Origin of the sequence: Micromonospora sp. CPCC 205539 (genome assembly GCF_036906815.1) — a bacterium.
In the GTDB taxonomy this organism is placed as follows: domain Bacteria; phylum Actinomycetota; class Actinomycetes; order Mycobacteriales; family Micromonosporaceae; genus Micromonospora.
The window spans coordinates 1-17,813 of sequence record NZ_JBAKHW010000073.1 but is presented as its reverse complement, the minus strand read 5'-3'; the positions used below and the strand labels follow the sequence as shown (position 1 = coordinate 17,813).

At 71.4% G+C, this 17,813-nt stretch carries 16 protein-coding genes; 6 read left to right on the top strand and 10 right to left on the bottom strand.

The window, feature by feature from the left end:
• Positions 1-472 precede the first annotated feature (472 nt).
• From V6V47_RS31885 to V6V47_RS31875, 3 genes are all read right to left on the bottom strand, one after another.
• Positions 473-1,393 carry an ATP-grasp domain-containing protein gene (locus tag V6V47_RS31885; protein WP_334632274.1) on the bottom strand — a complete coding sequence of 307 codons (921 nt, stop codon included), beginning with the start codon at positions 1,391-1,393 and terminating at the stop codon, positions 473-475.
• Between the two features lie 14 nt (positions 1,394-1,407).
• A complete protein-coding gene (locus V6V47_RS31880; RefSeq protein WP_334632273.1) occupies positions 1,408-1,743 on the bottom strand; it encodes a hypothetical protein in 336 nt (111 codons plus the stop codon).
• 317 nt (positions 1,744-2,060) lie between these two features.
• Positions 2,061-3,014, bottom strand: coding sequence for a heme o synthase (locus V6V47_RS31875; RefSeq protein ID WP_334632272.1), 954 nt, complete (start codon positions 3,012-3,014; stop codon positions 2,061-2,063).
• A 266-nt stretch (positions 3,015-3,280) separates the two neighbouring features.
• Here V6V47_RS31875 and tkt point away from each other — a divergent pair, with 266 nt between their 5' ends.
• From tkt to pgl, 6 genes are all read left to right on the top strand, one after another.
• The gene (tkt, locus tag V6V47_RS31870) at positions 3,281-5,419 is read left to right on the top strand and encodes a transketolase (RefSeq protein WP_334632271.1); all 2,139 of its coding nucleotides are present in this window, start codon (positions 3,281-3,283) and stop codon (positions 5,417-5,419) included.
• 15 nt (positions 5,420-5,434) lie between these two features.
• A complete protein-coding gene (gene tal, locus V6V47_RS31865) occupies positions 5,435-6,610 on the top strand; it encodes a transaldolase (protein ID WP_334632270.1) in 1,176 nt (391 codons plus the stop codon).
• 31 nt (positions 6,611-6,641) lie between these two features.
• Entirely contained in the window at positions 6,642-8,291 is a 1,650-nt protein-coding gene (locus tag V6V47_RS31860; RefSeq protein WP_334632269.1) for a glucose-6-phosphate isomerase, read from the top strand.
• A gap of 23 nt (positions 8,292-8,314) precedes the next feature.
• Positions 8,315-9,829, top strand: coding sequence for a glucose-6-phosphate dehydrogenase (zwf, locus tag V6V47_RS31855; RefSeq protein ID WP_334632275.1), 1,515 nt, complete (start codon positions 8,315-8,317; stop codon positions 9,827-9,829).
• 22 nt (positions 9,830-9,851) lie between these two features.
• Positions 9,852-10,868 carry a glucose-6-phosphate dehydrogenase assembly protein OpcA gene (locus tag V6V47_RS31850; RefSeq protein WP_334632268.1) on the top strand — a complete coding sequence of 339 codons (1,017 nt, stop codon included), beginning with the start codon at positions 9,852-9,854 and terminating at the stop codon, positions 10,866-10,868.
• A gap of 160 nt (positions 10,869-11,028) precedes the next feature.
• The gene (pgl, locus tag V6V47_RS31845; RefSeq protein WP_334632267.1) at positions 11,029-11,799 is read left to right on the top strand and encodes a 6-phosphogluconolactonase; all 771 of its coding nucleotides are present in this window, start codon (positions 11,029-11,031) and stop codon (positions 11,797-11,799) included.
• Positions 11,800-11,831: 32 nt separating this feature from the next.
• Here pgl and V6V47_RS31840 read toward each other — a convergent pair whose 3' ends face one another.
• From V6V47_RS31840 to V6V47_RS31810, 7 genes are all read right to left on the bottom strand, one after another.
• On the bottom strand, positions 11,832-12,176 hold the full coding sequence (locus V6V47_RS31840; protein WP_334632266.1) for an RNA polymerase-binding protein RbpA: 345 nt from the start codon (positions 12,174-12,176) through the stop codon (positions 11,832-11,834).
• Positions 12,177-12,313: 137 nt separating this feature from the next.
• Positions 12,314-12,574, bottom strand: a complete 261-nt coding sequence (secG, locus tag V6V47_RS31835) for a preprotein translocase subunit SecG (protein ID WP_334632265.1) — start codon at positions 12,572-12,574, stop codon at positions 12,314-12,316.
• A gap of 95 nt (positions 12,575-12,669) precedes the next feature.
• Positions 12,670-13,461: a triose-phosphate isomerase gene (gene tpiA, locus V6V47_RS31830; RefSeq protein WP_334632264.1), complete on the bottom strand. Its 792-nt coding sequence runs from the start codon at positions 13,459-13,461 to the stop codon at positions 12,670-12,672.
• Positions 13,462-14,661, bottom strand: coding sequence for a phosphoglycerate kinase (locus tag V6V47_RS31825; RefSeq protein WP_334632263.1), 1,200 nt, complete (start codon positions 14,659-14,661; stop codon positions 13,462-13,464). It lies immediately after the preceding gene.
• Positions 14,658-15,662, bottom strand: a complete 1,005-nt coding sequence (gap, locus tag V6V47_RS31820; protein WP_334632262.1) for a type I glyceraldehyde-3-phosphate dehydrogenase — start codon at positions 15,660-15,662, stop codon at positions 14,658-14,660. The genes V6V47_RS31825 and gap overlap by 4 nt, the downstream gene beginning before the upstream one ends.
• Positions 15,663-15,926: 264 nt before the next feature.
• A complete protein-coding gene (gene whiA, locus V6V47_RS31815; RefSeq protein ID WP_074312802.1) occupies positions 15,927-16,907 on the bottom strand; it encodes a DNA-binding protein WhiA in 981 nt (326 codons plus the stop codon).
• Between the two features lie 54 nt (positions 16,908-16,961).
• On the bottom strand, positions 16,962-17,813 hold an 852-nt coding region (locus V6V47_RS31810), incomplete at its 5' end, for a gluconeogenesis factor YvcK family protein (RefSeq protein WP_334632261.1).

Below are 17,813 nucleotides of genomic sequence, written 5' to 3'. Positions count from 1 at the left end.
CTACGATCCGACTTAAGATCCGCACAACTTCCGGGAAGTTGCTGCCTCCAAAGCGCCGCAGGCAGCACTTTCCCTGATGTTGTGCGGATCTTGGCGACCTCGGGCCCCAAGATCGTGCTCGAACCTGGATGTAGTGGCATCAGCGACACCGGACACCACTGGAACCAGGATGTTGCGCGGATCTTGCCGCCCCGCGCCCCGCGCCCCGCGCCCCGCGCCCCGCGCCCCGCGCCCCGCGCCCCGCGCCGAGATCGTGCTCGATCCTGGATGTAGTGGGGTACGACGGGCGGGGATGCCACGACAACCAGGATGTTTTGCGGATCTTGCCGACGGAGAACCTGGCGAGGCCCCCGTCGACGGGTCGCGCCCGGATTGAGATCGGCGCAATTTGGGGGAAGCTGCTGCCTCGGCGCGCTCGGAGGCAGCAGCTTCCCCGGAAGTCTGCGGATCTTGGCAGCGGCGGACGGGTGGGTCAGCCGCGGCGGGACAGGTGGGTGGTGATCGCGGCCGCGAGGCGGTCGGCGGCGCCCTCGGCGTGGCCGAGGAAGAGGGACGGCTCGGTCAGCTCCAGCTCGACCAGGACGGGGCTGCCGTCCGGGCCGGAGATCAGGTCGACCCGGGCGTAGAGCAGCTGCCGCGTTCCGCCCGGCACGGCGGCCAGCGTCCGCTCGGCGATCGCCAACTGGTCGGGTCGGGCCGTACGAGCGGTGATCTCCTCGGCCTTGTAGAGCCCGTCGGGGCCGAGGTCGGGGCCGGTCAGCATCGGGCCCTTGCGGATCGCGTGGCTGAACGCGAGCCCGTCCGGGCCGGCCAGGAAGAGCAGTGCCGTCTCGCCCTCGGTGTCCACCGCGCTCAGGTACGGCTGGACCATGGTCAGCCGGCGGGCGTCGGACAGTCGGCGCACATGCGCCCGGGCGAGGTCCCGGTGCTCCGGGTCGGCCAGGTCGTACCGGCCGGTGTCCTGGCTGCCCGCGCTGACCGCTGGCTTGATCACGTACTCACCGGTGTCGGCTGGCGGTTGCCAGCTCTCCCCCGGCTCGACCCAGGACGTCGGCACCGTGGGTACTCCGGCCGCGCTGAGCTCGGCGAGGTAACGCTTGTCGGTGTTCCAGCGCACGACGTCGGCCGGGTTGACCAACGCCGGGACCGTGGCGGCCCAGGCGACGAACTCGTCGCGGCGCAGCGCGTAGTCCCACGGTGAGCGGAGTACGACCAGGTCGTGGTCGGACCAGTCGACGTCGGAGTCGTCCCAGACGACCGCCTCGGCGGCGACCCCCCGGACTGCCAGCGGGGCGAGTACCAGCCGGTCGTCCGGGTCGAGGTCGACGAGTTCGGCGCAGGTGACGAGAGCGACCCGGGGTTTCCCCCGGGTCGACTGGTGGTGATTGGTCAATTCAGCTATCTATCTCAACGGGCCATCGTGCGCCGGGCCATCGACCGCCAGAGGTCGTTGCTCGGTCGCATCTGGTCCATCAGTTCACGCTCCCAGGCGTTCTCGACGGTGATCCCCGCCTTGGCGCACGCCTCCCGCGCAACGACGGTGTCGTCCGCGAACTGGTCGCCCCACTCGCCGTCGGAACCCACGAGGACGATCCGTGCGCCGCGCTTACCGACGTACTCGATGACGGCCTTCGCCCCGCCGTGCCCGGCGGCGAACGACTTGAGGCCAGCAACGAGGCCGTTGGGCGCCTGCTCGCTGACGGTCTGCTCGGCCGTCAGCGTCGTATCGGAACCATCTGCCATGACGCGAAGCCTAAGCAGAGTTGCACTCGTGCGGGCGAGAACCATGAACCTTTTGTGATGCCAATTACCTACGGGTTTAAGGAAGAGCACAGGTTTACTGACCGAATTTATACGGACTTATCGGTCTAAAGCACGTAGGCAAATCGGCCTTGACGGCCTCAGGTTGAGCCGATCCGACTCATGCCGAAAGTTACTTTGATGTGATCTTAAACCGGGACAACTCATCCATGATGATGATTAGTCGCAACGATCGCCACGGACACGGCGGCCGGGACCGGCCACCGGGCCACCGGGACGGCGGGACGGCGGCCGGAGCCTCAGAGCAGCGCGTCGAGCGCGACGGCCAGGAAGAGGATCGTCAGGTAGGTCGTCGACCAGTGGAACAGCCGCATCGGCTTGACCGCCTCGCCGCGCGTCGCCCGACCGCAGAGCCGGTGCGCCTCGACCAGGAAGATGGCGCCCACCACGAGGGTCGGCACGCCGTAGATCGCGCTCAGCCCGAGCGGCCAGACCGCCAGCGAGGTCAGCACGGTGAGCCAGGCGAAGATCAGGATCTCCGCGTTGACCCGGCGGGTGGAGGCCACCACCGGCAGCATCGGGATGCCAGCGCGGGCGTAGTCGTCCTTGTATTTCATGGCGAGCGGGTAGAAGTGCGGCATCTGCCAGAAGAAGACCACCAGGAACAGGCCCCAGGCCGCCGGAGCCAGGCCACCGGTCACCGCCGCCCAGCCGATCAGCACCGGGGCGGCCCCGCAGGCCCCGCCCCAGAACGTGTTCGCCGGGGTGGTGCGCTTGAGCCACAGGGTGTAGACGAGGTCGTAGTAGGCGATCGCGGCGAGAGTCAGCCCGGCGGCCAGCAGATTGGTGAACGCCGCCATCAGGACGATCGAGATGACCGCCAACACGAGACCGAAGACCAGCGCGTTACGCGGCGACACGGTGTGTGCCGGCAGCGGACGCCGCTTGGTACGCCGCATCAACTGGTCGATGTCCCGGTCGATGTAGCAGTTGAGCACGCTGGCTGCACCGGCCGCGAGCGAACCGCCGACGAGCACCACGGCCATCAGCCACAGCGACGGCAGGCCACCCTCGGCGAGCATCATCGCCGGGATGGTGGTGACCAGCAGCAACTCCACGATCCGCGGCTTGGTGAGTGCCACGTACGCCGAGAGGACCGCGCGCACGTCCCGCCGGGCCACCGGGCCCTCAGCCGCCCTCGCCGGGGTTTGCCCGGCAGGGTTGCTCGCGGGGCGCTCGGTGATCATGCTCACGGATTGCCACCTTCCGGCATCAGCACGGGGAGATCGGGTCGGTCGTGCCCGCTCGGGTCCACGCACCGACCCACACACTACGCGTCGTCGTTTTGGCTGCCCGGCCGACCCGACAACGGTGCGGGCCGTCACACCACCGAGTCACAACGGTGCATTCGGGTAGTCACCTAACGCACACCTTGCGGAGATCCCCGGGCGGATGTTTAGCGACGCTCTATAGGGTCACCAGTGAGGGTTCCGCCCATCTCCCTAGGAGCACAACCATCGTGGCTGCCAAACGACCCGAGCACTCCGCACTCAACTGGTCCGACCTTGATCGCCGGGCCGTCGATACCGTCCGCGTGTTGGCCATGGATGCCGTAGAGAAATCCGGCAACGGCCACCCGGGCACCGCGATGAGCCTGGCGCCCGCGGCCTACCTCCTCTTCAACCGCGTCATGCGGCACAACCCGGCCGACCCGAACTGGCCCGGCCGGGACCGGTTCGTGCTCTCCGCCGGGCACTCGAGCCTGACCCTCTACATCCAGCTGTTCCTGTCGGGTTACCCGCTGAGCCTGGACGACCTGAAGTCGCTGCGGCAGTGGGGTTCGCAGACGCCGGGTCACCCCGAGCACGGCCACACCCCGGGCGTCGAGACCACCACCGGCCCGCTCGGGCAGGGCCTGGGCAACGCGGTCGGCATGGCCATGGCTGCCCGCCGCGAGCGCGGCCTGTTCGACCCGGATGCCGAGCCCGGCGCGTCGGTCTTCGACCACAACATCTGGTGCATCGTCTCCGACGGCGACATCGAGGAGGGCATCAGCCACGAGGCCAGTGCCCTCGCCGGGCACCAGCAGCTGGGCAACCTCACGGTGATCTACGACGACAACGAGATCTCGATCGAGGACGACACCCGCATCGCCAAGAGCGAGGACGTGGCCGCCCGCTACGAGGCGTACGGCTGGCACGTGCAGACCGTCGACTGGCGCAGCGGCGACGCCGACCAGGGCGACTACCACGAGGACGCCGAGGCGCTGTACGCGGCGCTGGTGGCCGCCAAGGCGGAGACCGGCCGCCCCTCCTTCATCGCGCTGCGCACCATCATCGGCTGGCCCGCGCCCAACAAGCAAAACACCGGCAAGATCCACGGTTCGGCGCTCGGCGCCGACGAGGTGAAGGCCACCAAGCGGATCCTCGACTTCGACCCGGAGCAGACCTTCCAGGTCGACGACGAGGTCCTCGCCCACGCCCGCACGGTGATGGGTCGCGGCGACGCCGCCGAGCAGGAGTGGACCGGCGCGTTCGACGCCTGGAAGAAGGCCAACCCGGAGCGCACCGCGCTCTACGAGCGGTTGGCTGGCCGGGTGCTCCCCGACGGCTGGGCCGACGCGCTGCCGGTGTTCCCCGCCGACGCCAAGGGCCTGGCCACCCGGGCCGCCTCCGGCAAGGTGCTGGAAGCCCTCGCTCCGGTGCTTCCGGAGCTGTGGGGTGGCTCGGCCGACCTGGCCGAGAGCAACAACACCACCATGAAGGGCGAGCCGTCGTTCATCCCGGCCGCGCACGCCACGAAGGACTTCCCCGGCCACGAGTACGGCCGCACGCTGCACTTCGGCATCCGTGAGCACGCCATGGGCGCGATCCTCAACGGCATCGCCCTGCACGGCGGCACCCGCCCGTACGGCGGCACGTTCCTGGTCTTCAGCGACTACATGCGTCCGTCGGTGCGGCTGGCCGCGCTGATGAAGCTGCCGGTGACCTACGTCTGGACGCACGACTCGATCGGCCTCGGCGAGGACGGCCCCACCCACCAGCCGGTGGAGCACCTGACCGCGCTGCGCGCCATCCCGGGCCTGGACGTGGTCCGCCCGGCCGACGCCAACGAGACCGCCTGGGCCTGGCGGCTGGCCCTGGAGCACACCGACCGTCCCACCGCGATGGCGCTGAGCCGCCAGCCGCTGCCGACCCTGGATCGCGACGTGCTGGGCAGCGCGGAGGGGGTCGCCAAGGGCGGTTACGTGCTGGCCGAGGCGTCCAACGGCAAGCCCCAGGTGATCATCGTGGGCACCGGCTCCGAGGTGCAGCTCTGCCTGACCGCGCGGGAGCGACTGGAGGCCGACGGCACCCCGACCCGGGTCGTGTCGATGCCCTGCCAGGAGTGGTTCTACGAGCAGGACGAGGCATATCGGGAGTCGGTGCTGCCGCGTGGGGTAAAGGCACGGGTGAGCGTGGAGGCGGGCATCGCGATGTCGTGGCGCGGCGTTGTCGGTGACCTGGGCGAGAGCGTGAGCCTGGAGCACTACGGAGCGAGTGCCCCGCACACCGTGCTCTTCGAGCAGTTCGGTTTCACCGGCGACCGGATCGTGGCGGCGGCGCACGCCTCGCTGGCGCGGGTGGGCGACATCACCGGTTTCACGACCGGCAACTGAGGGAGCGTGGCAGGCATGACGGACAGGCTGAAGGAGCTCACCGCCGCAGGTGTGGCGGTGTGGCTCGACGATCTTTCCCGGGTACGACTCAGCTCCGGCGGGCTGGACCAGCTCCGCCGTGAGAAGCACGTGGCCGGTGTCACCACCAACCCGACGATCTTCGCCAAGGCGCTGAGCGACGCCGACGAGTACAACTGGCAGCTGCGCGACCTCGCCACCCGTGGCATCGAGGTCGAGGAGTCGGTGCGGATGCTCACCACGTACGACGTGCGGTGGGCCTGCGACGTGATGCGCCCGTCCTACGACGGCAGCGAGGGCGTCGACGGTCGGGTCTCCATCGAGGTGGATCCCCGCGTGGCGCACGACAGCGACCGGACGGTAGCCGAGGCCAAGGCCCTGTGGTGGCTGGTCGACCGCCCCAACCTCTACATCAAGATCCCGGCCACCGAGGAGGGCCTGTCGGCGATCACCGACACGCTGGCCGAGGGCATCAGCGTCAACGTGACGCTGATCTTCGGTCTGGACCGCTACTCGGCGGTGATGGAGGCGTTCCTCGCCGGTCTGGAGCAGGCCAAGGCCAACGGCCATGACCTGTCCAAGATCGGCTCGGTGGCGTCGTTCTTCGTCTCCCGCGTCGACGCCGAGGTCGACAAGCGGCTGGAGAAGGTCGGTTCCGAGCAGGCCAAGTCACTCCGCGGCAAGGCCGCCGTCGCCAACGCCCAGCTGGCGTACGAGCGCTACACCGAGGTGTTCTCCTCCGACCGGTGGAAGGCGCTCGCCGCCGCCGGCGCGCACCCGCAGCGGCCGCTGTGGGCCTCCACCTCGACGAAGAACCCGGACTACCGGGACGTCATCTACGTCGAGGAGCTGATCGCGCCCGGCACGGTCAACACCATGCCGGAGTCGGTCATCCACGCGTACGCCGATCATGGCGAGACCCGCGGCGACACCATCACCGGCGCCTACGACGCGGCCCGCAAGGTCTTCGCGGACCTCAAGTCGGTCGGAGTGGACCTGGACGACGTGATCGCCACCCTGGAGCGCGAGGGCGTCGAGAAGTTCGAGGCCAGCTGGCAGGAGCTGCTCGACGGCGTCCGCAAGTCGCTGGAGGCCGCCGCCGCCGGCAAGGGTTCGCCGAACAAGGCCGCCAAGGGCAACGCGAAGGCCGCCGAGCGGGCAGGTGGCGCATGAGCGAGCGCAGCGAGCGAAGCGGGGTAGCAGCATGAGTGACCTACTTGCCGGTCCGGTGGAGGCCGCGGCCGGCCTCGCGGTGTACGGCGCGGACGCGGTCGACAAGTCCGCGCCCGCCTCGACCCGGGACGCGCTGGTCAACTCCGGCGCCCCGGCCAAGCTGGCGGCCAAGGACCCGGGCCTGTGGGGCTCGGACGCCGAGGCCGAGGCCAAGATTCGACTGGGTTGGGTGGACACCCACCAGCGCAGCCGGGAGCTGCTGGTGCAGCTGGCCGAGCTGACCGCCGAGCTGTCAGACCTGGACCACGTCGTGCTCGCCGGCATGGGCGGCTCGTCGCTGGCCCCCGAGGTGATCACCCGGACCCTGGGCCGACCGCTGACCGTGCTGGACACCACCGACCCCGGCCAGGTCCGGGCGGCGCTCGGCGACCGGCTGGAGCGCACCGTGGTGGTCGTGGCCAGCAAGTCCGGCTCGACGGTGGAGACCGACAGCCACCGGCGCGCCTACTGGCAGGCGTTCCTGGACGCCGGGATGACCGAGGCGGAGGCCGGCCGGCACTTCGTCATCGTCACCGACCCGGGCTCGCCGCTGGAGACCACGGCCTCGGAGATGGGCGCGTTCACCGTGCTCGCCGACCCGAACGTGGGCGGCCGGTACTCGGCGCTGACCGCGTTCGGGCTGGTGCCCTCGGCGCTGGCCGGGGTCGAGGTCGCCGAGCTGATCGACCAGGCCGACGCGCTCGCCGCGTCGCTCGGCGCCGACCGGGACAACCCGGCGCTGGCGCTGGGCGCCGCGCTGGGCGCCGCCGCCACCATCGGCCAGGACAAGATCGCGCTGATCTCGGACGGCACCGGCATCGACGGGCTCGGCGACTGGGCCGAGCAGTTGATCGCCGAGTCGACCGGCAAGGCCGGAGTGGGCATCCTGCCCGTGGTGGTGGAGTCCCCACAGAGCCCCGGCGCCACCGGCTCGGACGTGCTGACCGTCACCTACGGTGGCGCGCTGGCCCCGGGCGACATGCCGGGCGGCGGTGCCGACCCGGACGTGGCGGTCAACGGCCCGCTCGGCGCGCAGTTCCTGGCCTGGGAGTACGCCACCGCGCTGGCCGGCGTGGTGCTGGGCATCGACCCGTTCAACCAGCCGAACGTCACCGAGTCCAAGGAGAACACCAACAAGATCCTGGCCTCGGGCCTGCCGGCGGAGACGCCGTCGTTCACCGAGGGCGCGATCGAGGTGTACGCGCCGCAGGGCGCCCCCGGTGACCTGGCCGGTGTCCTGCGCTGGCTGCTCGACGGACTGGGCGACGACGGCTACCTGGCCGTGATGGCGTACCTGGACCGCTTCGCCGACGCCGACACGGCCCGGCTGCGGCCGCTGCTGGCCGGCGCCGGCGGTCGGCCGGTCACCTTCGGCTGGGGTCCGCGGTTCCTGCACTCCACCGGTCAGTACCACAAGGGCGGCCCGCAGGTGGGCAGCTACCTCCAGCTGACCGGCGCGGTCGCCGAGGACCTCCCGGTGCCCGGCAAGCCGTACACCTTCGGCGAGTTGCAGGCGGCGCAGGCCGCCGGCGACCGGCAGGCCCTGGCCGGCCGGGAGCGGCCGTTGCTGCGGCTGCACCTGACCGATCGGGCTGCCGGCGTGGCCCAACTGCTCGACGCGGCTGGTGAGCTGCGGGCGTGAGGATGGACGACGTGACCCAAGGCGTGAACCCACTGCGCGACCCACAGGACCGCCGGTTGCCCCGGATCCCCGAGCCGTGTGCTCTGGTGATCTTCGGGGTGACCGGCGACCTGGCTCGCAAGAAGCTGCTGCCCGCGGTCTACGACCTCGCGAACCGGGGCCTGCTGCCGCCCGGTTTCGTGGTGCTCGGTTTCGCCCGCCGGGACTGGGGTGACGGCGACTTCGAGACGCTCGCCTGCGAGGCGGCCCGCAAGCACGCCCGTACGCCCTGGCGCGACGAGGTGTGGGCGCGGCTCGCCGGCAACATCAAGTTCGTCGGCGGCTCGTTCGACGACGACGCCGCCTTCGACCAGCTCGCCTCGACGCTGGACGAGCTGCGGCAGACCCACGGCATCGCCGGCAACGCGGCGTTCTACTTCTCCATCCCCCCGGCCGCGTTCCCCGTCGTGCTCAAGCAGCTGGCCCGCACCGGGATGGCCGACAACGAGAAGTCCGGCGGCTGGCGCCGCGTGGTGGTGGAGAAGCCGTTCGGCAACGACCTGCCCTCGGCGAAGTCGCTCAACGACCTGGTCGACGACGTGTTCACCCGGCAGGACGTCTTCCGGATCGACCACTACCTGGGCAAGGAGACGGTCCAGAACATCCTCGCCCTGCGGTTCGCCAACAACCTCTTCGAGCCGTTGTGGAACTCCAAGTACGTCGACTCGGTGCAGATCACCATGGCCGAGGACGTCGGCATCGGCAGCCGTGCCGGCTTCTACGACACCGTCGGCACCGCCCGCGACGTCCTCCAGAACCACCTGCTCCAACTGCTGGCGCTGGTGGCGATGGAGGAGCCGACCAGCTTCGACGCCGACGAGATCCGGGCCGAGAAGCTGAAGGTGCTGCGGGCGATCACCCTGCCCAAGGACGTGGCCCGGGACACCGTACGCGGCCAGTACCTGCCCGGCTGGGTGGGCGGCGAGCGCGCCGTCGGTTACCTCGACGAGCGGGACGTCCCCGCCGACTCCACCACGGAGACGTACGTGGCGGTGCGGCTGGGCATCCAGAACCGCCGCTGGGCCGAGGTGCCGTTCTACATCCGGGCCGGCAAGCGGCTGCCCCGGCGGGTCACCGAGGTCGCCATCATGTTCAAGAAGGCGCCGCACCTGCCGTTCAACGACGCCGACATGGAGTCGCTGGGCAACAACCAGCTCGTCATCCGGGTGCAGCCGGACGAGGGCGTGGTCCTCAAGTTCGGCTCCAAGGTGCCCGGCACCACGATGGAGGTCCGCGACATCGCGATGGACTTCCAGTACGGCGAGGCGTTCACCGAGTCCAGCCCGGAGGCGTACGAGCGGCTGGTCCTGGACGTACTGATCGGCGACCGCACGCTCTTCCCGGACGCGGCGGAGGTCGAGCAGAGCTGGCAGGTCGTCGACCCGCTGGAGCACGCCTGGGCCGGCACCACGCCGGAGCCGTACCGCGCCGGCGAGTGGGGGCCACGGGCGGCCGACGAGATGCTGGCCCGCGAGGGCCGCGCCTGGCGGCGCGCATGAGCGAGCGAAGCAGGAGGCTCCAGTGATCGGGCTGTGGGACACCACCGGCAACGAGGTGGTCAAGGCGCTGGCCGCCGAGCGGCGCAGCGCCGGCGGGGTGGCCAGCGGCATGGCGCTCACCCTCATCGTGGTGGTGGACGAGAAGCGGGTCCGCGAGGCCGAGGCGGCGGCGACGATCGCCGCCGCCGCCCACCCGTGCCGGCTGGTGGTGGTGGTCCGCTCCGAGATCGAACGGGACCGTAACCGACTGGACGCGGAGATCGTGGTGGGCGGCCGGCTCGGCCCGTGCGAGGCGGTGGTCACCCGGATGTACGGGCGGCTGTCCCTGCACGCCGAGTCGGTGGTGATGCCACTGCTGGTCCCGGACGTGCCGGTGGTCACCTGGTGGCACGGCGAGCCACCGGCCGAGATCGCCACCGACTTCCTCGGTGTGGTCGCCGACCGGCGGATCACCGACACGGCGCAGGCCACCGACCCGGTGGAGGCGCTGCGGCAGCGGGCCCGCGACTACGCGCCGGGCGACACGGACCTGGCCTGGACCCGGATCACCCCGTGGCGCACCCTGGTCGCGGGCGCGTTCGACACCACCGAGGCGCGGGTCACCGACGCCACCGTGGTGGCGCCACCGCGGGACCCCACCGCGGCGCTGATGGCGGGTTGGCTGTCCAGCCGGCTCGGCATCACCCCGCGTCGGGTGGACACCGGCGAGTACCCCCGGATGCGGGAGGTGCAGCTGCGCTGCGCCAACGGCGACCAGCTGACGCTGACCCGGGAGGACAGCATGGCGGTGTTCCGGCGTACCGGCCAGGAAGACCGTGCCCTGCCGCTGGTCCGCCGGCCGCTCGGCGACGAGCTGGCCGAGGAGCTGCGCCGACTGGACGCCGACCAGGTGTACGCGGAGGCGTTGGGCGCCACCGCCGGGCTGCGCGGCCTGGAGCAGCGTTCCCCGCAGCGGGTGCACGTCTGGAAGGATCCGGCGACCGCCCAGCGGGCCGAGGCCGGAGTCACGGCACACGCCGGCACGAGCGGCGAGAGCTGATCTCACCCGTCGTCCGCAGCACGACATCGGGGCAGGGCCAGGGCTATCCCGAGCCCTGCCCCGGACCATCCGGGGCAGCCGCCCCACCATCTCCGGGCGCACCGGCCCGGGCACGACGCGACAGCGACCGCCTGACGGTCGGGAAACGAAGGCACAGCGCATGAGTGAGGCGAGTGTCGCCGTCCACGCCGACGCCGACCTACTGGCACAGGCCGTAGCGGCCCGGTTGCTGGTGAAGCTGCTCGACGCCCAGGCCGACCGGGGCGAAGCCTCGGTCGTGCTCACCGGTGGTCGGATCGCCGCGGCCGTCTACCGGGCGGTTGCGCAGCTCCCGGCCCGCGACGCCGTGGACTGGTCCCGCGTTGACGTGTGGTGGGGCGACGAGCGGTTCCTACCGGCCGGCGACCCGGACCGCAACGAGACCCAGGCCCGCGCGGCCCTGCTGGACGTCGTGCCGCTGGACCCGGCCCGGGTGCACCCGATGCCGGCCTCCGACGGGCCCGCCGGCAACGACCCCGAGGCTGCCGCCGCCGGGTACGCGGACGAACTGACCCGGGCCGCCCGACCCGGGCATGCCGCGCTGCCGCACTTCGACGTGCTCATGCTGGGCGTCGGAGAGGACGGGCACGTCGCCTCGGTCTTCCCCGAGCATCCGGTGCACTACGAGAGCCGGCCGGTCAGCGCGGTCCGGGGCAGCCCCAAGCCGCCGCCGGTGCGGACCACGCTCACCCTCCCGGCCATCAACACCGCCGAGGAGATCTGGCTGATGGCCGCCGGCGTGGACAAGGCCCGCGCGGTGGGTATGGCGCTGGCCGGCGCCGGGCCGGTGCAGCTGCCGGCCGCCGGGGTGCACGGCGTGGGCCGTACCCGCTGGCTGTTGGACCGTGCGGCGGCGGCCGGCGTGCCCGCCCGCCTGCGCAGCCTCCGCTGACCTCCGGAAGGGCCCCTGGAAGGGGGCCCTTCCTAACTCTCGCCTCGGCGGCGGCGCAACGCGGCCAGCGCCTCGGCCAGCAACGCCTCCCCCTCCTCGGCGGTGCGCCGCTCCTTCACGTACGCCAGGTGGCTCTTGAAGGGCTCGGCGCGGGTCCGGCCGGGCGGGTTCTGCGCGTCCTGACCGGCGGGCAGGCCGCAGCGGGGGCAGTCCCACTGCGGCGGCGCGGCGGCGTCCGCGGCGATCCGGATGCTGGTCCGGTGGTTGTTACGGCACCAGTAGGTGACGTCCTGTCGGGGTGCGGGGTGGTGGCGCTCGTCCGGTCGGACCGGTGCGGACCCGACCCGGGCGCCACGGATGACATTGCCATGCGGCACGGCTGCTCGCTCCTGTCGTCGGAGGGACCCGCCGTCGTCAGGGATGGCGGCGGGCGACGCGGTGCAGCGGAGAAAAGCCTGCGCGCGGCCCGTCAGATGACGGACCGCGCGCAGATTGTACGACTTGACGAGCCCGCTCAGGCCCCGCTGTTGAGCTGGAGACGGAGCCAGAGCCCGAGCCCGACGATGCAGGCGAACCAGACGATGCCCACCAGAACGGTGTAACGGTCCAGGTTCTTCTCCGCCACCGACGACCCGGCGAGGCTGGAACTGACGCCACCGCCGAACATGCTCGACAACCCGCCACCCTTACCTCGGTGCAGCAGGATCAGCATGATTTGCAAGATGCTCGTGATCGTCAGCAACACGATCAACGTGTATGCGAACCAGGTCGGCATGGCTGGGGTCAATCCTCTCGTAGCGATCCTCGCCCGGTCTGATCGGGCACGGTGGCACCGACCGGCGGACGGGCGGTGTCCAGGATACCGAGCGATCAGCGGGCGATGTGCTCCGGGAACCGGCAGATCTGCGCGAATTCCTCCGCGTCCAGGCTGGCGCCCCCCACCAGGCCTCCGTCCACGTCCGGCTGCGCCATGATCGAGGCGACGTTGGACGCCTTGACCGAGCCGCCGTAGAGGACCCGGACCTGGTCGGCGGTGTCCTGGTCGAAGCGCTCGGCCAGTCGCCGCCGAACCGCCCCGCACACCTCCTGGGCATCCTCCGGCGTCGCGGTCTTGCCGGTGCCGATCGCCCAGACCGGTTCGTACGCGATCACGATCTGCCGCACCTGCTCGGCGGTGAGGCCAGCGAGGCCCCCGTCGAGCTGCTGGGCGCAGTGCGCCACGTGGGTGCCCTGCTCGCGCACGTCCAGCCCCTCCCCCACGCAGAGGATCGGGGTCAGCCCGTGCGTCAGCGCCGCCTTGACCTTGGCGTTGACCACCGCGTCGTCCTCGTGGTGGAACGCCCGCCGCTCGGAGTGCCCGACCACCACGTACGAGCAGCCGAGCTTGGCCAGCATCGCGCCGGAGATGTCCCCGGTGTACGCGCCCGAGGCGTGCGGGGACAGGTCCTGCCCGCCGTAGCCGATCAGCAGCTTGTCGCCGTCCACCGCGGTCTGCACGGTACGCAGGTCGGTGAAGGGCGGCAGCACGACCGTCTCGACGGCCGTGAGCTGCTTCTCGTTCAGGCTCGCGGCCAGCTTCTGCACGAGCAGGTTGGCCTCGAGGTGGTTGAGGTTCATCTTCCAGTTGCCGGCCATCAGTGGCCGGCGGGTGGTGCTCGCCATTCAGTTCTCCAGGGCCGCGATGCCGGGGAGGGTCTTGCCCTCGAGGTATTCCAGGGAGGCGCCGCCGCCGGTGGAGATGTGCCCGAAGGACGACTCGTCCAGACCGAGGGCGCGGACCGCCGCGGCGGAGTCACCGCCGCCGACGACGCTGAACGCGTCGGCCTTGGTGATCGCCTCGGCGACGCCCCGGGTGCCGGCCGCGAACGCGGGCATCTCGAACACGCCCATCGGGCCGTTCCAGAAGACCGTCTTGGCCTGGGACAGGGCGGCGGCGAAGCCGGCCACCGTCTCCGGGCCGATGTCCAGGCCGAGCCGGTGGCTCGGGATCCCGTTGGCGGGGACCGTGTCGTGCGTGGCGTCCGGGGCGAACGCGTCCGCGGCCACGATGTCGACCGGGAGCATGATCTTGCCGTCGGCCCGCTCCAGCAGGTTGCGGCAGGTCTCGACCATGTCCTTCTCCAGCAGCGAGGTGCCCACCTCCAGGCCCTGGGCCTTGAGGAAGGTGAAGCACATCCCGCCGCCGATGAGCAGCCGGTCGACCGTGGGCAGCAGCGCCTCGATCACGGCGAGCTTGTCGGAGACCTTGGAGCCGCCGAGGACCACCACGTACGGCCGCTCCGGCTGACCGGTCAGCCGGGAGAGCACCTCGACCTCGCGCAGCACCAGCCGGCCCGCCACGTGCGGCAGCCGCGCGGGCACGTCGAAGACGCTGGCGTGCTTGCGGTGCACGGCGCCGAACGCGTCGTCCACGTACGCGTCGCCGAACGCGGCGAGCTGGTCGGCGAAGGCGCCCCGCTCGGCGTCGTCCTTGCTGGTCTCACCAGCGTTGAAGCGCAGGTTCTCCAGAAGGGCGACCTGGCCGTCGGCCAGGTCGGCGACGGTGGAGCGGGCGGAGTCGCCCACGGTGTCGGTGGCGAAGTGCACCGGGGCACCGAGCAGCTCACCGAGCCGCCCGGCGACCGGGCGGAGGCTGAACTGCGGGTCCGGAGCACCCTTCGGGCGGCCCAGGTGCGAGCAGACGACAACCTTCGCGCCGGCCTCGACCAGCGCACCCAGCGTCGGCAGCACGGCCCGGATCCGACCGTCATCCGTGATCGCGCCGGTCTGCTTGTCGAGCGGGACGTTCAGGTCGGCGCGCACCAGCACGCGCCGACCCGAAACCCCCTCGCCGAGCAGGTCGTCGAGGGTCCGGATGCTCACAGCGAGCTACCGACCAGCTTGACCAGGTCCACCAGGCGGTTGGAGTAGCCCCACTCGTTGTCGTACCAGCCGACGACCTTGACCTGGTTGCCGACGACCTTGGTCAGCGGCGCGTCGAAGATGCACGACGCAGGGTCGGTCACGATGTCGGAGGACACGATCGGGTCCTCGTTGTAGACCAGGATGCCCTTGAGCGGGCCGTCCGCGGCGGCCTTCAGCGCGGCGTTGACCTCGTCCACGCTGGTCTCGCGGCCCACGTTGACGGTGAGGTCGGTGACCGAGCCGGTCGGGATCGGGACCCGCAGCGCGTACCCGTCGAGCTTGCCCTTGAGCTCCGGCAGCACCAGGCCGATGGCCTTCGCGGCGCCGGTGGAGGTCGGGACGATGTTCAGCGCGGCGGCCCGGGCCCGACGCAGGTCCGAGTGCGGCGCGTCCTGGAGGTTCTGGTCCTGGGTGTACGCGTGGATCGTCGTCATCAGGCCGTGCTGGATGCCGAAGGTGTCGTGCAGGACCTTCGCCATCGGCGCGAGGCAGTTGGTGGTGCACGACGCGTTGGAGATGATGGTGTGCTTGGCCGGGTCGTAGGTGTCGTGGTTGACACCCATGACGACCGTGACGTCCTCGTTCTTCGCCGGGGCGGAGATGATGACCTTCTTGGCCCCGCCGTCGACGTGCGCCTTGGCCTTGGTGGCGTCGGTGAAGAAGCCCGTGGACTCGATGACGACGTCCGCGCCGACCTCGCCCCACGGCAACGCCGCCGGGTTCTTCTCGGCGTACGCCTTGATGGTCTTGCCACCGACGGTGATCTCGTCGGCGGTGGCCTTCACCTCGTACGGCAGGCGGCCCAGGATGCTGTCGTACTTGAGCAGGTGGGCGAGCGTGGCGTTGTCGGTCAGGTCGTTCACCGCCACGACCTCGATGGCGGCGTCGGACGCCAGCACTGCCCGGAAGAAGTTACGACCGATTCGGCCGAAGCCGTTGATGCCAACCCGGATGGTCACAGGTCCCATCTCCTCGCATTGTGGTCTGCCGGCGTCAGACAACGGGCCGGCGGAGTGGTGTGCGCCGACCGTTGGAGCCGGCCGTTTGACGGTTCATCTCGGCCACCCCGCCGCGGTCTGAGGACCTGACCGCCCGAGGCGGTGGGCACGACGAGGAGTGCCTGTGCCGGCCCCCTTGCCGTACGCAGCGACCTTATCCGAGCGTGCGGGGCCACGCTGCGCCGGGTCGTGCTCCCGGGCGCACCGGACGGCCCCACCGTCCTATCAGACCACGAGCATGTCGGGCGTGACGGCAGCTTCGGTATCCGGGATGCCGAGGTCGCGGGCCCGCTTGTCGGCCAGCGCCAGCAGCCGGCGGATCCGCCCGGCGATGGCGTCCTTGGTCAGCGGAGGCTCGGCCAGCGCGCCCAACTCCTCCAACGAGGCCTGCCGGTGCTCCAGGCGCAGGCGACCGGCGTCGGTCAGGTGGTTGGGCGCCTCGTCGGCGAGGATCTCCAGCGCGCGGGTGACCCGGGCCGCGGCGGCCACTGCGGCCCGCGCCGAGCGGCGCAGGTTGGCGTCGTCGAAGTTGGCCAGCCGGTTGGCCGTGGCCCGCACCTCGCGGCGGACCCGACGCTCCTCCCAGGCCAGCACGCTGGAGTGCGCGCCGATCCGGGTCAGCAGCGCGGCGATCGCGTCGCCGTCCTTGACCACCACCCGGTCCACACCGCGCACCTCGCGGTTCTTGGCGGTGATGCCGATCCGACGGGCCGCGCCGACCAGCGCGAGGGCCGACTCCGGCCCCGGACAGGTGATCTCCAGGGCGCTGGAGCGGCCAGGCTCGGTGAGCGAGCCGTGCGCCATGAACGCGCCCCGCCAGGCCGACACCGCGCAGCAGACGTTCGCCGCCACCACGTGCGGGGGCAGCCCGCGTACCGGCCGGCCGCGCACGTCCAGCAGGCCGGTCTGCCGGGCCAGCGCCTCGCCGTCCTTGACCACCCGCACGATGAAGTGGCTGCCCTTGCGCAGGCCACCGGAGGCCAGTACGTGGATCTCGCTGGGGTAGCCGTAGACCTCGGCAATCTCCCGACGCAGCCGGCGGGCCACCGCCCCGGTGTCCAGCTCCGCCTCGACCACCACGCGCCCGGAGACGATGTGCAGCCCCCCGGCGAACCGGAGCAGCGCGGCCATCTCCGCTCGCCGGCAGCAGGGCTTGGGCACGTCGACCCGACTCAGCTCGTCCTTGACCGCAGCCGTCATCGCCATTGTGCGTCCCCTCACGGACCGGTTCCGGCGTGTCGCCGGAGATTACGTACGTGTCTAACGATCGGCGCGCAGTACAGGCACCAGTGCGGCACCCAGGGCAGTCGGATCATGACGGGGAGTGCCGTCGGTGACGGCGACGGGGGCGAGGACCAGCCGGGCACCCAGCGATTCTGCCGCACGTTCGACCGGTTCGGGGTCACCCACCGCCTTGGCGTCCGCCAGCACAAGATCCACCTTGAGCTCGGGCAGGTACCAGCGCAGCGCCGCGAGATGATCGGCCACGGAGAGCCCGAGGGTCTCCTTCTCCGCGGCGAGGTTCAGGGTGACCAGCCGGCGGGCCGGACTGGACACGATCGCGTCGGCCAACTGCGGCACCAGCAGGTGCGGCAGCACGCTCGTGTACCAACTGCCCGGCCCGAAGATCAACCAGTCCGCCTCGCCGATCGCGGTCACCGCCTCGGCACAGGCCGCCGGGGCCGCCGGGGTGAGCCGCAGCGACTCGACCCGCCCGGTGGTGACCGCCACCTGGTGCTGGCCCCGCACGGCGCGGACCTCGTCCGGCGCGGCCGGGTCGGCGCCGCGCACCTGCGCCTCGATGCCGACCGGTTGACGGGACATCGGCAGCACCCGCCCGACCGCGCCGAGCATCGCGCCCGCGTGCTCCAGCGCGGCCACCGGGTCACCGAGCAGCTCCATCAGGCCGCAGAGCACCAGGTTGCCCACCGCGTGCCCGGCCAGCCCGTCGGCCCGCTCAGCCTGGGCGCCGCTGGACCGCTCGGCCGGCCCGCCGCCGGTCGCCGGGCCGGCGCCGGCCTGGGCGGTGCCGCCGGCCTGGGGGGTGCCGCCGGGGCCGCCGCTGGTGTCGCCCTGGCTGCCTTGGGTGCCTTGGAAGCCTTGAGCGCCTTG

Bases quoted from the DNA above. Each gene is read 5' to 3' on its own strand.
- V6V47_RS31880 (WP_334632273.1), bottom strand. From the start codon at position 1,743: ATGGCAGATGGTTCCGATACGACGCTGACGGCCGAGCAGACCGTCAGC.
- tal (WP_334632270.1), top strand. From the start codon at position 5,435: ATGACGGACAGGCTGAAGGAGCTCACCGCCGCAGGTGTGGCGGTGTGG.
- V6V47_RS31860 (WP_334632269.1), top strand. From the start codon at position 6,642: ATGAGTGACCTACTTGCCGGTCCGGTGGAGGCCGCGGCCGGCCTCGCG.
- pgl (WP_334632267.1), top strand. From the start codon at position 11,029: ATGAGTGAGGCGAGTGTCGCCGTCCACGCCGACGCCGACCTACTGGCA.
- secG (WP_334632265.1), bottom strand. From the start codon at position 12,574: ATGCCGACCTGGTTCGCATACACGTTGATCGTGTTGCTGACGATCACG.
- tpiA (WP_334632264.1), bottom strand. From the start codon at position 13,461: ATGGCGAGCACCACCCGCCGGCCACTGATGGCCGGCAACTGGAAGATG.
- whiA (WP_074312802.1), bottom strand. From the start codon at position 16,907: ATGGCGATGACGGCTGCGGTCAAGGACGAGCTGAGTCGGGTCGACGTG.